Below are 15,800 nucleotides of genomic sequence, written 5' to 3'. Positions count from 1 at the left end.
TCAAAAAACACACTTCAGTTCTCCTTCTATCTTTGGGTAAGCCTTATTAAAATATAATTATTTATTGCCGGGCAGGCAAACTTGCCGGCATCGGAAGGGAGAAAAGAATATTTAACTTTTTTGGCTTACCTTAAATATTTCGGGGTTTTGTGGGTAAGCCACAATCAAAAGCGCCAGAAAACAACTACTAAACTCCAGAAGTTCGGCGCGTTTGCCCGAAGGGCAGAAGGAAATGAGGCTAAATACGAGCAAGAAAGCTATAATTTGGTAAACCTTGGGAATGGGCACCGCCAGGGAATTTATCCAGGCTTTAACCTGGGGCTTTTTATGGTACAAAATAGGCAATACTATCAAATAGCCCGCCATCAGCACAATTAGTAAGCGGGAAAAAACAATAAGATTAATACTTTTACCGCTAATTACCAGATTGTGCAGGTTGGTTTCTTTTTGAGAATTATGGGCTTTAAAGAAATCAGAACTTTCGAGGTTAAAATACCGCTGCCCCCAACTGAGCTCCTCGCCAGCGGCAAAAAAACTGAATAATAACAAACCCAACACCGACAACAGAAAGGCAAAGCGGCGGTACCGGTATAAATGATAGAGCCGGTAAGCACACAAACCCACAATCGTTAACAAGGGCACAACCGTCATCCACTCAATAAAACCATCTTCTACGGTATAAACAAATTCAAACCAAAACCGATCTAACCGAGACATAACAATACCAAAAATGAGCAAGCCAAAAATTAAATAGAGAATGGCGGCTTCGGGCCGGGTTATTTTTTGCTGATTCATTTTGTTTTGATTCTGCGGCCAAAGATACGGGTAACTTTTACGCCGGGCAAGAGAATAAACGCCCGGTTACCAGGCCGCATTAGATAGATAACTGGTATTTAAATAATTCGGATTAACAGATAACAACGAACTTTTGGAGCAAATAAAATATTGTTTTGCCTACTACTATTTCTAGTGTTAAACCCATATAAAACCATGCTTACTCAATTAACCGGCACTATTTGCTTGTTTTTCTTCTGCTTAAAACAAGTAAAAACCTTTAATTTAAAATAGCGTTTCAGAGCCATAGAACTTTCCGAATATTTTAGATTGAATTTTATGAAAAAAAAGCTATTCTTATTTTTTGCTATAATCCAGTGTTCTTTTGCCTCTTTTGCCCAAAAAGAGTCGCCGTATAAAACCAGCATTAAAGTAGATTTGCCGGTAACGGTAGCAGGGGTTGGTTTAAGTGGTTTAGGGGTATATTTTATCAGTCAGAAAGACCCGATTCCCGAAGCACAAGCCCTTACCCTATCGCGCTCACGCGATGATGTAAACCGGTTCGACAGGTTTTCGGCGGGTTATGGCAGCGAAAAAGCCAAAAAAGCAAGTGATATTCCGTTTTATGGTTCGTTTGTAGCGCCTTTGGCTTTGCTGTTTAACGATGATGTTTACCAAAACGCGCCGCAGGTATTTTTACTTTACGGCGAAACCATGGCTGTTACCGGTACTGTATTTGCCATGACTGCCGGTCTGGTAGATCGTAAACGTCCTTTGGTTTACGGCACCGAAGCTTCTTTAAAAGACCGGACAAGTAAAAATTCCCGTAATGCTTTTTTTGCCGGCCACGTAGCGGCAACTTCATCGGCAACTTTTTTCCTGGCCAAAGTATTTCATGATTTTAACCCAGATTCGCCGGCGCGGCCTTATATATGGGGTGCAGCCGCTGCCGTACCGGCAGCAGTAGGCTACTTACGCATTAAAGCGGGTAAACACTTTTTAAGCGATGTAATTACCGGCTATGCGGTAGGTGCTACCGTGGGTATTTTGGTACCGCACTTGCACAAAAAAGTTAATAATTCCGGCTTATCCATCGAAACCGTGTCGGATGGTCTGTCTAACGGCGTAGCTTTAAATTACACTTTTTAAAAAATTAAGGAATGAAGGCCGGCTGTTTATTTAGATAAATGGCCGGCTTTGCTATTTCCATAGCGCGGGTGGCATCGGCTAAAGGCGTAAACCCAAACTGGGCGTATAAGCCGTGGGCGTCCTGGGTCATGAGCATCATCCGGCGTAAGCCATGTAAATTGGGGTGCACCAGTATACATTCCATCAGCCACTTCGATAATCCCTGCCCCCGGTGGTCCGGCAGTATAAAAACATCGCACAGGTAGGCAAAAGTAGCAAAATCAGAAATAATGCGGGCATACCCAATTTGCACCTGGCTCCGGTATACCCCAAAATTTAAGGAGTTTTGTAGTGCTTTTTGTACCAACTCTTCCGGAATATTCTGCGCCCAATACGATTCGTGGGCTAAATACCCGTAAATTACTTTTAATTGCAATTTGGCGGGGTCAGTTGAAATCAGAAAATCGCCCTGGGTATATTCCTGGTACATGGCTTCTGCTTTGCTGAACGTGATCAGATTTATTATTTTTAAGAAGATAGGGTAAACATTTGCATTAAAATATTACTAACTCTGCCGGGCACAAAATATTGCCTTTACAACTTACCCTTAGGCTTTAAGTTGTTTTCGAAAAGCTTAAAAATACGTTTATACTCGTCGGCCCAGCTGCTGGGTTCGGTAAAGGCGTGGTTCTCTACGGGGTAAACCGCCAGTTCCCAATTTTCTTTCTTTAACTCAATCAGCCGTTGCGATAACCGGATAATATCCTGAAAATGAACGTTGGTATCTACCATGCCGTGACACATGAGCAACGCACCTTTTAAACCCTCGGCAAAATAAATTGGCGAGCTCCGGACATATGCCAGGCTATCGGTAAAAGGCTCGTTTAAAATATTGGCCGTATAGCCGTGATTGTAGTGAGCCCAATCGGTAACCGAACGCAGCGCAGCACCGGCCGCAAATACATCGGGTTGGGTAAACATGGCCATTAAGGTTATAAAACCGCCGTACGAGCCACCGTAAATACCAATGCGTTTGGGGTCTATGCCATATTTGTCGACGAGTAATTTAGCCCCGTCTACGTGGTCGCTTAAATCTTTGCCGCCCATGTGCCGGTAAATACCCGTGCGTACATCGCGGCCATAGCCCGCACTGCCCCGGTAATCAATATCCAGCACGGTGTATCCATTATCTACCAAAAAATTATGGAACATGTATTCGCGCGAATATTGGCTCCACCACTTATGCGCATTTTGCAGATAACCAGCACCGTGTACAAATATTACCGCTGGCCCGTTGTGCTCTGCGGTGGCCGGCCGGTACAATCGGGCATAAACAGGTTTACCATCAGTAGCATTAAAAGAAATTACTTCGGGCTCCCGCCAGTTATACTTTTTAAAAGCGGCCGTTTGCGAGTTGGTAATTTGTTTGGGTTTGGCGCCGGGCCGGTTATCCTGCAGGTACAATTCCCAAGGTTTGTTTGTAGCTGAGTACCGAATAGCCAAAGTTTTTTCGTCCGGCGATAAAATTACTTCGTGGTTTCCCGGCAATGTGGTTAAGGCCACGGGCTCGCCACCGGCCACGGGCAGCCGGTAAAACTGTACATCGCCGGGGTGGTTTTTGTTTGCGTTGAAGTACCAATGTTTCTTATCGCGCGCTAGTTGCAGATTAGAAACTTCGTAGTTGCCTTTGGTTAAAGCTTTTTTGACACCGGTTTGGGTGTTAACTGTATACAGGTGCGCATACCCGGTTTCTTCCGACTGAAACCAAATTGTTTCGTTATCGGGGAGCCAACCCATATCGCCGGCAGCGTACCCAATGCCGGGGCCGCCAATCCAAGCGTCGTCGTGTTGCCGATCCAATAACTTTACCTGGCGGCTGCCCGGCTCCAGCATTACCAACCACCGGTCTTTGTTATCCTGCGACCGCACTACCATTAACGCTTTTTTACCGTTATCAGACCAAACCGGACCGTAAGGAATTACTCCGCGCGGGCTACTTGGTTTAGCTGTAGCTTCCTTTTTGCCTGGGTAATCTTTCTGGTAAGCGGGCACTTCATTTATACCAGATAAGTCTTTAAAAGAAATTTGGTACGTGGTATCCTGCTGCAAATCGAGCACCCGCATTTCGTAAGCGGGTTGCGGATGCCCTACTTTGGTCCGAGCGGGAATATCTTCGGTATAGCCGGAACTGGTTATGTAATTAGGCACCACCGTACTTTTGCTGTTGGCTGCGCTAGAGGTAATTAACCGATAGGTAACGTAGCGTTCATCCGGACTCCATACCAAGTTATCTACTATTTTATCGCCGGTAAAAATCTCGGGCGGGCGGCTTCTGGCCAACAATCGGGCTTGCTTTTTTGCAGCAGTTTTATCGGCTTCCTGTAACTTTACAATTAGCAATAATTCGGTTTGTTGGTTGCGCAGCCATTTTTCCTGGGCATTTCTAGGTGCTCCCGGCTCTGGCCCGCGGTTTCCTTTTTTAAAATCGGTAAGTTGTACCAGTTGCCCGGTGCCCAAATGCAGGTAAAATAAGTTGCTATTTTGCAGAAAGGTAATTTTTTGCTCATCGAAACTAAAACTAGGGCTATATTCCCGCTCAACGGTATTGGTTAGTTGCTGCACCTTGCCCGACTTTGCTTCAACCAAATAAATATCGCCGTTTTTTTCGTACACTTTGCGGCTGTGGCTCCGGTTATATATACCGCCGGCTAAAGGCAAGGCGCTGCTTTCCTGCGCCCGCACTTGCCGGATGTTTTTGCCGTCGAGGCTTACGGTGTACAAAGAATCCTGGCGGTTGTTCTGCGGATTCCACTGAAAATAAAGCTGCCGCCCGTTTTCTGCCCAATAAATATTGCTCGGCGAAGTACCGGTAAAACCATTGCCCAGCATTATTTCATCAATGTTTAAAGTTGATTTTGAATTTTGGGCAGTAGCAGAAAAAGAATAAATGAATACGGAAATCAGAAGGATAACTCGGAGCCAGGAGCACATACGCATTTAAAAAAGTTTTATAAGCAATATTTAAAATTAGCTACCTTTTTATAAATAAAAAAGGCCTCACGTGTGAGGCCTTTTTTATTTACGCTGAATATACAACTATAAGCTGGGATATACCCGGGCGTAGTAGTTAATATTAGATTGATATGTTTTACCATCAGCTAATTTAATGGTAAACCTAAAATCATAGAAGAAAGGCGAGGTAGCCGTTAAGGTGCTACATTTAATTGCATCAATAGCTGCTCGGTTAACTTTAAAAGTATAGGTACTGCTATTGTTTGCCGGCAAATTTTTATAAAGTGGCGTAGCCGAAAAAGCACAACTGGAGCCTACCACCTGGGTAGTGGAGCCTACAGGTCCATAAACGGTAACTCTACCTACCCGGGCGTAAACTTCCTCAATGGAGGCAATTTGACCATTAGGTACTTCTAATTGAATCTCAAATTCCGAAGCATTTTTAGCAACCACATAGGCTAAGCCGGCATCAGCTGTCCAGGTTCTGCCGGGGAAAACCAAAGGCGCCTCCGCAACAGAATCGGTTAAGCCGGTAAACGCATCATCTTCTTTGCACCCGGCAAAAAGATTAACTACTAACAGTAATAAAATATAATATGCAAATTTCATGTTGTCTTCTAATTAATTATTAATGGCTATTCAACATCCCACCAAACACGCTGATTATTTAAAACGCCCTGGGGTGCGCTTGGATTGGCTGATAATTCTTGCGCAGCGTAAGGCAGCCTTCTCAAAATTTGTCCGTTTGGCCCCTGGGCATTTGCGGCAGGTGCTAAACGCGGGTAACCAGTTCTGCGGTAGTCATTAAAAGCCTCATGACCAATCAGGAAATTAGCTGCCCATTTTTCACGCATAATAATACTTAACCGTTTTTCATTTGTAGTTGCGGCATCATAAGCGGCTGTACGGGCGGTAATATACACATCAGCCTGAGCGGTAGGAACACCTACTTTTGTCATGGAGGCACGCATACCTTCTACCAAATATTCTTTGGCATTACCTGTAGTTCCTAAAGTAAGAGCGGCTTCTGCTAAATAAAAAGCTCTTTGGAAGTTAGTTACCAATCTGATTGGTGCCGACCCGTTAGGAGTAGCATCAGGGGTATTGGTAGTAGCACCTAAAGCATAAACCCCTAAACGAGCCCTGGTGGTTACTGTTGGCGGTGCAAAATTAGAACCGTTCTCGTAACCCCGGTAAAGCGGCTTACCAGCGGCATCTTTCTGATTATTACTGTTTAAATAATAAGCAATCCGCGGATCTTGAAAAGCATTTAAAGAGTCGATGAAACGCTGACTAATTGAAATTTCGCCCTCGCGGTTTAGGTAAGCGTATTGGTAAAACGGATTCTGATAATTAGCTCCCGCTGCAAAGTTTACCTGGTAATCATCGGCATTGGCTTTAATATAATCGCCAGAAGTGATTATGGCATTTATACCGGCTTTAGACTCTTCGGCTTTGCGTTTGCGTTGCTGAACATACAATTTTAATTTAATTGTATTGGCAAACCGTTTCCACTTAGCTAAATCGCCGTTATAAATAACATCGGTAGCGTAAGGAGGCTTAGTAGTTGGCGTTTTAGCTAAATCTTCTATGCCTTCGTCTAACTGTTTCAATAAATCGGCATAAATCTGTTCCTGGGGGTCAAATGCAGGGGCTAAGTTGGCCGATGATTGCAAAGCCTGGGTATACGGAATATCTCCCCAAAGGTCCGTCATAACCGAGAACAAATAAGCTTTGGATATTTTAGCTATTCCTACATAACCAAATTCATTAATGGGCTCGCCTCTTTGGATTATCTCATCATAATCTTTAATGGCACCGGCATACATATCAAAACGCCAGGAGTTGTTTATTTCAGAACCATCAACTTCATAAATGTCGTAGTTTAATATGCTACCGGCGTTACCACCCGCTATATATTGCATCAAAGAAGAAGTAATCCGTTGTACTTCGTTTCCCAAAACGAAACCGGTAGTTACCTGGGCCGATGGTAATATTAGATTCGGCGGCGCAGTAGTTGGTTCATTGGGATCGGTATTTATATCTAGAAAATTCTCACACGAACTTAAGCCTATACTACCCAGTACAACCATGGGCAGTATATATTTCACTTTAAAATATTTACTAATATTCATTTCTTTATTTAATTTTTATTAGAAGTTCAGACGAAGGTTAATGCCATAGTTTCTGGTTTGCGGAGGAGCATTATATTCAAACCCGACTGAATTTGCTCCAGCACCTTCGCCGTTAATTTCTGGATCCAGGTGGCGCAGATTAGGAGCATATACAAATAAATTTCTGCCACTTAAGCTTACATCTAAGCCTTTGATAAACCCAAGTTTACCAAACACACTTGTAGGTACAGTATAACCAATCACCAATTCTCTTAAGCGAATATGAGAGGCATCAAAAACGCCCCATTCTGAGAACTGACCAAATGCACCCCAATACTGCTGCGCTGGGATGTAAATATTATTTTGGATTTTCTGACCTTCGGCATTTTTCCGGATTTCACCGGTTGTACTGGCTAAGTAACCATCAAACATGCGTGGCATATCCCGGTCAGTAGCCGTGTGATCGGCAACCCCTTGTCCAATGGCTCCAGCCACCGTGCCTGAGTACAAATCACCACCTTTCTGGAAATCTACCTGAATACCTAACCGGAAACCTTTATAGGTAAAATTGTTGATGAAGCTACCTGTAAAGTCAGGATTGGGATTACCAATAATTTCGTCTTGCGGCCCGGTTATTAACAAACCATTGGTTTCGTTTATCAATAATTTACCGGTTTCCGGGTCTCTGGCGTTTTTAGGACCAACCATTACCCCGTAAGGCTTACCCACAATCAGGAAAGAACCAAAACCAATAAACCCGCCTTGCTGTACTCTATCCAAGCCCTGGCCCAGGTCAGTTACTTTGCTAATGTTACGGGTACCATTTAAGGTAGATTCCCATTTAAAATTACCGATTTGCAGCGGAACAAAGTTTAAACCTAATTCAAAGCCCTTGTTAACGATAGTACCAATATTGGTATTCAGGTTGGTAAAGCCTGTAGAAGCTGGAATATCAACCTGTTGTATTTGGTCTTCGCTGGTTGCGTTGTAGTATGTAAGGTCTAAATTAATACGTTTGTTAAAGAACGATAATTCAGTACCAAATTCGTAAGAAGTAGTAAACTCAGGTGTTAAACCAGCATTACCTTGTACATCGCCCAGGCTGTAACCGGCAGTGCCGTTAAACGGAAACTGAATTGCCGCAACGTTATTACCAAGCGACGGAACGCCAAATGTTGTATTTAAATAATAAGCCGGCGCATCTAAACCTACTTTGGCGTAGTTGGCCCGTAATTTACCATAAGATAATATTCTATTATCGGTTATATTCAATGCTTCTGTAAACACAAAAGAGGCATCAACCGCCGGATAGAAGAAGCTTCTGTTTTCTATTGGTAAAGTAGATGACCAATCGTTTCGGCCTTTAATGTTTAAGAACAGGTAATCTCTGTAAGATAATCCTAAATCGGCAAAAGCACCTACTAAACGCCGCTTGCTAAAAGTTGTACCGGCGGGAGAAAAGGTTTTGGCATTATTTATATTATCGTTACCCGGTACAATAATTTCGGTACCGGTAATGCGGCTCCGGTCAAAAGAACGCTGATTAACATTATGGCCCAGTAATAATCTAAAACCAAAATCTTCATTAATATCTTTGGTAATAGTAGCCAGCAAGTTAGACTCAATGTTTCTAACTATAATTTTCTCATCTAATATACGTCCTAATCTTACCCGGCCAGAACCAATACCATATACCTGTTTGCGGGTATCATCATAAGCATCGGCACCTACCTGGTAAGTTACATTTAACCACTTGGTAATATCATAACCTACATTAACATTACCGGTTACCCGGTTAACTGAGCTGTTGTAAGGGTTATATTTAATTGACCAAAGTGGATGGTCGCGGGTTAGGCTGTAATACGTTTGCTTACCGGCGGCATCTTCAAAAGGTAAACCATTCAGGTCATAGCTTCTGGGCATAGTTGGCAAAGTAAAATATGGGCTACTACCGCTATTACCCTGCGGCGAACCTGCCTGGGTGGTATTAATATAAGTTATACTACCGCCTGCCTTTAGTTTTTCGGTTAATTGCGAATTACCACCTAATCTTACGTTGGTACGGTTAAACTTAGAATCCGGAATAACACCGGCTTGGTTGGCATTACCAATAGAAAGAATAAAATTGTTTTTACGGTCGCCGCCCGATAACTGCAGGTTATTCGTAAAGATCTGCCCAATATCAAAGAAATCTTTTACGTTATCTTTATAAGCCCTGTAAGGAACCCGCTCGCCCCGGAAATCTACTACATTCTCAATGCTTTCGCTAAATTTAGGTCCCCAAGAACTAGCAACATCATTCCGAAAAACGCCTAATGTACCTTGGCCATAGTCATTCTGGTAAACTGGCAACCCTCTAACCTGCTGTGCAACAAAAGACGAGGTTAGATTTACACTCATACCGCCATCTTTAGAACCGCCTCTTTTGGTAGTAATAATAATGGCACCGTTAGCCGCTCTGGAGCCGTAAAGCGCAGAAGCCGCCGGCCCTTTTAAAACGTTAATACTTTCTATGTCTTCCGGATTTATATCGGCACTGCGGCTGGAAAAGGCCGAACCGAATAAACCACTTTCAGTAGTGCTGGTTCTGTTATCAATCGGAATACCATCCACCACAAAAAGTGGTTGGTTCTCACCGCCAATTGATTTAAAACCCCGAATTACGATATTGGAAGATGCACCAGGAGCACCACTTGAACTTACAATGCTTACTCCCGGAATTTTACCTTGTAGCGCATTTACCAAGTTAGGTTCTGCCTTTTGTGAAATTTGTTCTGCTTTAATGGGTTGGGTAGCATATCCTAAAGATTTGCGCTCTCTTTCAATACCAATAGCCGTTACTACTACTTCGTTTAGTTGCTTAGCATCAACGGACATAGTAACATTGAGGGTAGTTGCATTGCCTATACTGCGTTCTACTGTAGTATAGCCAATAAAACTAAAGGTTAATACGCCAGAGGTAGGCGCTGTAATAGTATAAGCCCCGTTTACATCGGTGCTAGTTCCATTAGATGAACCCTTAACTAAAATAGTTACTCCGGGTAAGCCTTGCCCACTGGCTTCATCAGTTACTTTACCGGTAACAACCTGGGTTTGAGCACATACTTCGCTTATTAAAAAAAGCATCAGCATGCATTTAAGCAATAGAATTTTTCGCATAAATTGTTTGTTTGTAAATTTGTTTTTAAAAAATACAGCCTATACGGCTTTATTAAGCCCTGATTAACTCAGAGACATCAACGTTGCTTTAGTAGATTTTTTAAGTAGCTTGTAAAAAGATCGTTAAAACGGCAGTATCCCAAATTGGAAGCAGCAGTGCCCTTCCCTGGCAATAATAAATACCAGTTAAACTTTAGAAGTAAACGCTAAAGTATTTAGGCCAAGACAAACTTGAGCCCTACGGCAATTACCGTTTTAAAAATTGAGTGCAGACTTTTAGATTAGTCTTCAGGAGAAAGGATGTAGTAAATAATTTGTCATAAATAAATTGTTTGTTTGTTGATAAGAGTTCGGTTTGTAATACCAAATTTAAAGTTATAAATGTGAAAAAAAAATTATGGCTGCTCCTGCTTTAGCAAACCACCAAAATTAAATTTAATATTTATCAATTATTATAAAACTTAATTTGCCTTTTTTCAATTCAACGAGGCTTTAAATATAGATTTAAACATTTTTTTTAATAATTATTATTTTTTTGAATATTTTAAAATTTTTCAATCTATAAAGAATAAACATCTAAAAAGCATTTGTCGCAATTTTAAGCATTACCAACTCAAACAAACTAATATCCCCTTTTTACACCCTTAAAAGAGAGCGTAATATTCCTGTTTACATTTATTTTATTCACTTACATACCTAAAAATACACGTATTTACTTTTTCTTTAATTTTTATGTAAAAATCTAACTCAGTAGCCTCTTTTAAATAAATTTTAATTTTATTCCGGCTAGTGTTTCTTTTACAGCTTAAGACTGGGGTGCTGCTGATGAAATCTGGTAGCTGTCTGGTAAGCTTTGGCTAATAATAATAACTCCGCTTCGCCAAATAATTTGCCGGTAAAAGAAATAGTAGTAGGCATTTGCCTTTGGTCGAAACCATTGGGAACAACCACGCAAGGATGACCCGTAAGGTTGGTAATGTATAAATTTGCACTAAATGAAGGCGCTACATACACATCTATTTCCTGCATTATTTTGGCCATTTCCTGAACTAATAAATACCGCACCCGTTGCGCTTGCAGGTATTCTACAGCCGGAATAAAACGGGCGCTCCGGAAAGTATTGGGCCAGGCATATTTGCCCTGGTTTACCATTAATTTATCGTTGCCGCTCCGGGTTAAAGCATCGAAAGCAGCGGCACCTTCTACCGATATGGTTAAGGTTAGCTCTCTGGCCGGTAGCTTGGGCAGGTAAATAGGTATTAATTCCACACCTAATTTTTTCAAAACCGCTAAAACAGCTAAATCATTGGCTTTGGTAGCATAATCACGGTCAAAATCGGTTTGTACGTAACCAACCCGTAGCTTTTTTATATCCTGGTTGGCATCATAATTAAAAGGAGCCATGTACACCGATTTATCCTGATCATCAGGGCCGTAAATAGCATTAAACACCACCGCACAATCTTCGGCCTGCCGCGCAATGGGGCCTATTTTATCCATCGACCAGCTTAAGGCCATGGCGCCGCTCCGGCTTACCCGGCCAAAGGTGGGGCGCAAACCAGTGGTACCGCAGGCCGTAGACGGCGACACAATAGAGCCCAGCGTTTCGGTGCCAATTGCAAATGGCAATAGCCCGGCGGCCACCGCCGATGCCGAACCCGCCGAAGAACCGCTGGAACCATTTTTAGTATTCCAAGGCGATTTGGTTTTACCACCGTACCAGACATCGCCCATCGCCAGTTCGCCTAAAGTAGTTTTAGCCAGTAGCACCGCCCCGGCCTCTTCCAGCTTTTTAACTACCGTGGCATCTTTATCAATTATCTGGTCTTTATAGGGTACCGAGCCCCAGGTAGTTTTGTAAGTGCGGGTGCTCAGTAAATCTTTTGCTCCGTACGGAATGCCGTGTAAGGGTCCCCGGTATTTTCCTTTTTTTATTTCAGCATCGGCACGCCGGGCTTGCGCCAGGGCCAAATCTTCGGTTATGGTTGTTACACATAGCAGTTGCGGATCGTATTTCTTCAGGCGGGCCAGAAAAAAACGGGTTAATTCTTCCGACGTAATCTGCTTAGTCCGGATAAGTTCGGCTAGTTGGATTACTGTATAAAAAGCCAGATCGTCGGGGTTTGCCGGCAACTTTACGTTCTTAGGTTTGCTTAAGCGCAGCGGTTTTTGTTCTTTTTCAAAGGCAAAACCTACCGGAATGGGGTTAAACAGGAGAGCAGGTGGCACTTCGTTAGGCAAATTTATTTTCCGGATCGCCTCATAGCTTTGGCGAAAGTCGGTTAACCGGGTTACCGTAGAGTCGAGCTGGGCATCGGTAAAGCTTAAACCCAACAGCACCTGCGCACTTTTAACCATGGGAGTTGTAATAGCCTCGAGGGCGGCTGTTTTATTTAAAAAAGCGCCCGAAACAAAAGAAGTCAGGCACAGCCCGGCTACAAACAAAGATTTATAGTTAAAGTATTTCATGGATGCAGTTTTAAAGTGGTTGTAAACAGCCGCCGTCTGGCAAATTAAATTGTAACAGACTTTCTCGAAAAATTTTGCTGTTTGGAATAAATAATAAATTGCAGAAATTATGAGGAGGATCAAGTTACCCAACTTGCCTGGATACTGGAACAAGTAAGAACCCCTGGAAAATATTACAAGATCCAGGTAGTTCTATCGGGTACTAATAAATATTATAAAAACGGGCGTAGCAGTTACAAACTTTAAGGTACTTTAATTTGGTAAATGTTGGCTTAAATTGCTTTACGCAGGAGGTAACCGGTTAAAGCCGCTAAACCACCCACCACACCACCAATAAGGGCAGTAAGCACGATCAGCAATTCTGGAACAGGCAATGAGAATAAACCCGCTACCCGGGTAGTTAAAATGCCATCGTTGCGGAAATGGAAAAACAAGCTTAATACCAGCCAACCCAAAGCAATGCCGGCAAATCCGGCCCAGAAAGCAGTTCCGGCTTTACGCGCTTGCCAAAAGGCCAAAGCAAAACAAACCAGTACCAGAATCCACCAGGGTAAAAACCATTGCAAGGCAAAAGCCAATACCATAATCAAAAAAAACAGTTTCATATCTTTAAATTCCGGTTAAGGAGTGGCAGATGAATCAGGCTAAAAACAAGGCTTCTATTTATTCTGTAACGTCAGGGTGCTCATTATGCCGGATTTATTTACCGGCGAGGCTAAATAATGCAGTTCGGGTAATTGGCCCTGGGCCCAGGTTGAGATTAAATTATCATAATAAAAACTACCCGGGTTGCCCGACTGCCCGCCAGGATAAATACCAAAGCCCCTTACCTGCGGCCCCAGCGCCACCACCATGCGCCACGAAGGGCCGTGCCGCTCCGAAGTTGCATTTACAATATTGCGCCCACCACCAATCTGAATATTTTCGCGGCCAAAACCATTTAATTTGAGCAGATGCAAGATAGAAGTATTTTTATGATTAGCCCATCGCCATTTCTCGCCTAAATTGCCGTGCTGGCGTTGTAAAGAATCGAGCGTAGCCAGGAAAGTTTGCCGGGCCAGCAGCGGTAAGGTTTCGGTAGCCGGGGTATTTTTGTCATCGAACCACACCGATTGGGGTTCCTGCAACAGTAACTGCCAGGTTCGGTCGCGGTTGGGGTAACGCATTTGTAAACCGGTTTTAGGGCCAAAATCGTCTTGCCAAATAGCATCGGTTAATTTTTGCCACCAAAGTTCAAATATAGTGGGGGCAATTTCACTCGCGTTATTCTGGTATTTCCACTTGGCCAGTTCGTTGTAAGCAGCTTGTCCGTGACCGTTTAAATTGCTTTTGTTTAGTTGGGTAAGTAATACCGGCAGTACGGTTTGGGCGTTTATATTAAAATTATCGTTCTGCAGTTGCCGTAAACTATCGGGGGTAATTTTTTGCATGGGTGCCAATCGTTGGTTTATCCGGAGGGCGCGGTCGGCGGGGGCATACTCCCAATTTAAATAATACGGGTAATCTGGTCCGGCCGAAAACTGGTTAGCCGAAGAAACAAAGCCGCTGGCCGGGTTAAGCACATGCGGGTTATGGGCCGCCGGAATCCAGCCCTGCCAATCATAAGCGCCGTTGGTACCGTCCAGAATAAATTTTCCTTGATCTTTCCATTTTAAAGGATACCGGCCGTTTGGCCAGATGGCAATATTTTGTTGCGCATCGGCGTAAACAAAATTCTGGGCCGGTGCTACCCAAAATTGCAAAGCCGCTGTAAAATCCTGGTAATTACGCGCGCGGTTCAGCAAATACAAGGTTTGTAATTCGTTCGATTTTTCGTGGGCAATCCAACGTAAGGCGTGGCTGATGGGTGTTTGCTGGTTAAAAACTTTTTCGGGCCGGTCGTAAACTACCGGGCCGTGGTGGGTATAATAAACCGTATCAGGTTGGGTAGTGCCGCCTCTTACCTTAATATTTTCAATTACCTGCCGCACGGGTTTCCATTGGTTATTGTGGAAATATTCTTTTTTAGAATTGTCTTTAAATTTTATCTGGTACCAATCCATTACATCGGCGGCCACGTTGGTTACCCCCCAGCTTACTTCCTGGTTAAAGCCAATGATCACCCCCGGTGCCCCCGGAATAGAAACGCCGTACACATTTACCCCGGGTGCCGCCATCTGAATCTGGTACCAGATAGACGGCAAGTTTAGCTGCAAATGTGGGTCGTTGGCCAGCATGGGGTAACCCGTAACTGACTTGAAACCGGCCACCGCCCAGTTATTACTACCCAGTTGCGAAGGCGGCTCGTTAGCAGACACCTTGTTCGAAAAAGCTGCGTTAAAATTACCCGGCGTTGCGGGTATGGGCAGGGGCTTAAAATCAAGTGGGGTGCCAACCGGCACAATGGGTTCTTCGCGGAAAGGATAATCCGGAAATAAATTGCGCGTTACTTCCGGACCATATTTTTTCAGAATATTGGTCATGCGTAAATCGTCGCTCCGGCCCGCCAAATCATAGGCCATCATTTTAAGCAACAAAGCACATTTTAAGGGCGTCCAGGGTTCGGGAGCGTAATCCAGCAGTTTGTATTCTAGAGGGTATTCTTTTGGCGAAAGGCCCGAGATGTACGCATTGATGCCGTCGGTGTATGCTTCCAGCATTTGGCGGGTATCGGGCTGCGCCAGCATGCCCTGCAAAGATTGTTGGGCACCATACACCATACCCATTCGCCGCTGAAACCGGTCCAAGACCAATGCTTTTTCACCAACAATTTCGGAAACCCGCCCAGCCGCAACGTGCGTCTGGAATTCCATTTGCCACAAACGGTCGCGGGCCGTTACGTAACCTTGGGTAAAATATAAATCGTAGTCGTTACGGGCAAAAATATGCGGTATCCGGTTCTGGTCGAACAAAATGCTGACCTTTTCGCGTAAACCCGGTAAGGCAGCCTGCTCCGCTGCTGCAGTTTTCCGGCTTTCGGATTGCTGCCAGAAACCGGTAAACGGACTCAGGAATTTACCTACCGGTGGTATATCGCCTAGCTTAGTATTGAGTACAAAAACCAGCGCTAAAAGAAAAAATAACGTGAGTAGTACTTTCAGCCACTTCATAGATTAGCCCACAATTAGCATAAAGTTATTTGGGGTAATTTACGGCATTCTGCAG

General features: G+C 43.6%; 10 protein-coding genes. 1 reads left to right on the top strand and 9 read right to left on the bottom strand.

The window, feature by feature from the left end; all coding sequences use genetic code 11:
* Positions 1-111: 111 nt before the first annotated feature.
* The gene (locus ACO1R6_RS11665) at positions 112-795 is read right to left on the bottom strand and encodes a hypothetical protein (protein WP_486264932.1); all 684 of its coding nucleotides are present in this window, start codon (positions 793-795) and stop codon (positions 112-114) included.
* Between the two features lie 318 nt (positions 796-1,113).
* On the opposite strand from ACO1R6_RS11665, the gene ACO1R6_RS11660 reads away from it, so the two are divergent.
* Positions 1,114-1,923 carry a phosphatase PAP2 family protein gene (locus ACO1R6_RS11660; RefSeq protein ID WP_486264931.1) on the top strand — a complete coding sequence of 270 codons (810 nt, stop codon included), beginning with the start codon at positions 1,114-1,116 and terminating at the stop codon, positions 1,921-1,923.
* A gap of 4 nt (positions 1,924-1,927) precedes the next feature.
* Here ACO1R6_RS11660 and ACO1R6_RS11655 read toward each other — a convergent pair whose 3' ends face one another.
* The 8 genes from ACO1R6_RS11655 to ACO1R6_RS11620 form a co-directional block, all read right to left on the bottom strand.
* Positions 1,928-2,392, bottom strand: a complete 465-nt coding sequence (locus ACO1R6_RS11655; protein ID WP_486264929.1) for a GNAT family N-acetyltransferase — start codon at positions 2,390-2,392, stop codon at positions 1,928-1,930.
* Between the two features lie 104 nt (positions 2,393-2,496).
* Positions 2,497-4,791, bottom strand: a complete 2,295-nt coding sequence (locus tag ACO1R6_RS11650; RefSeq protein ID WP_486264928.1) for a prolyl oligopeptidase family serine peptidase — start codon at positions 4,789-4,791, stop codon at positions 2,497-2,499.
* A 207-nt stretch (positions 4,792-4,998) separates the two neighbouring features.
* Entirely contained in the window at positions 4,999-5,523 is a 525-nt protein-coding gene (locus tag ACO1R6_RS11645; protein WP_486264927.1) for a hypothetical protein, read from the bottom strand.
* Between the two features lie 26 nt (positions 5,524-5,549).
* A complete protein-coding gene (locus tag ACO1R6_RS11640; protein ID WP_486264925.1) occupies positions 5,550-7,025 on the bottom strand; it encodes a SusD/RagB family nutrient-binding outer membrane lipoprotein in 1,476 nt (491 codons plus the stop codon).
* Between the two features lie 42 nt (positions 7,026-7,067).
* Positions 7,068-10,154, bottom strand: a complete 3,087-nt coding sequence (locus ACO1R6_RS11635) for a SusC/RagA family TonB-linked outer membrane protein (RefSeq protein WP_486264923.1) — start codon at positions 10,152-10,154, stop codon at positions 7,068-7,070.
* A gap of 831 nt (positions 10,155-10,985) precedes the next feature.
* Positions 10,986-12,656 (bottom strand): amidase, encoded by a 1,671-nt coding sequence (locus ACO1R6_RS11630; RefSeq protein ID WP_486264921.1) that lies wholly within the window; start codon positions 12,654-12,656, stop codon positions 10,986-10,988.
* A 272-nt stretch (positions 12,657-12,928) separates the two neighbouring features.
* Positions 12,929-13,261 carry a hypothetical protein gene (locus ACO1R6_RS11625; RefSeq protein WP_486264920.1) on the bottom strand — a complete coding sequence of 111 codons (333 nt, stop codon included), beginning with the start codon at positions 13,259-13,261 and terminating at the stop codon, positions 12,929-12,931.
* A gap of 54 nt (positions 13,262-13,315) precedes the next feature.
* Positions 13,316-15,745 (bottom strand): penicillin acylase family protein, encoded by a 2,430-nt coding sequence (locus ACO1R6_RS11620; protein WP_486264918.1) that lies wholly within the window; start codon positions 15,743-15,745, stop codon positions 13,316-13,318.
* Positions 15,746-15,800 lie beyond the last annotated feature (55 nt).

This window comes from Adhaeribacter sp., from assembly GCF_057359045.1.
The sequence above is the reverse complement of the archived record's forward strand: the minus strand, read 5'-3'. Positions and strand labels throughout refer to the sequence as shown.